Genomic DNA, 863 nt, shown 5'->3' with positions numbered 1-863 from the left:
GCGCAGCGACGGTGCGACCGCTGCGGAACTTCAAAGCCTGCCCATCCCACAACGCCCGCACGCCATCGAACTTCTCGCTGACGAGATAGGGCCGCGGGTCGATGCCGGCCGGCGCATTGCGCGCTAGCAGCGGCTCCAGCGCCCAAGCTGGAAGCCCGGCAGCCCCCAGCAGGCCCAAGAGTGCACGCCGGGTTAGCCTCATAGGACGACCGGCTCCGGCTCCAGCCGGATGCCAAAGCGCCCGTAGACGCTCTCCTGGATGGCCCGTGCCAGCGTCACGACTTCCGCGCCGCGCGCGTCCGCCTTGTTGACCAGCACCAAGGCTTGTTTTTCGTAAACCGCCGCTCCGCCCACTGTCTTCCCCTTCCAGCCGCAGGCGTCGATCATCCACCCGGCGGCCAGCTTCACGCTTCCGTCGGGCATGGGATAGTGAACGATGCCGGGGTCGCGGCCAATGATGTCGCGGCACTGCTCGGCCGTGACGACCGGGTTCTTGAAGAAGCTGCCGGCATTGCCGATGACGGCAGGGTCGGGCAGCTTGGCGCGGCGCACGGCGCAGATCCAGTCGTAGATCTGGCGCGCATCCGGCGCGGTGATGCGGGTCTCGGCCATCTTGCGTTCAATTTCGAGGTAACCGAGCACCGGCTGCCAGGGCCGGGGCAGGCGAAAGCGCACACGGGTGATGACGCTCTTGCCCGCCAGACCGCCGAAGTCGCTGTGCTTGAACACGCTGTCGCGGTAGCCGAAGCGGCAGACCTCCGCCGGCAGCAGGGCCGGCCGCCCGKTGATGAGATCCATGACCTCGACGGCCTCCAGCCGGTCCTTGACCTCGATACCGTAGGCGCCGATGTTCTGCACCGGTG

At 67.7% G+C, this 863-nt stretch carries 1 protein-coding gene and 1 pseudogene; both read right to left on the bottom strand.

Going from position 1 to position 863, the window contains the following annotated elements:
* Positions 1-202 (bottom strand): annotated as a pseudogene (locus ACXJKR_RS33710) (DNA ligase); the annotation flags it as partial.
* Positions 199-863: UDP-N-acetylmuramate dehydrogenase (gene murB / locus ACXJKR_RS33705; protein WP_457326569.1), on the bottom strand; the 665-nt coding region annotated here is incomplete at its 5' end. The gene murB and the pseudogene ACXJKR_RS33710, both read right to left, overlap by 4 nt.

It is taken from the genome of Roseateles sp. P5_E11, from assembly GCF_054049355.1.
The sequence above is the reverse complement of the archived record's forward strand: the minus strand, read 5'-3'. Positions and strand labels throughout refer to the sequence as shown.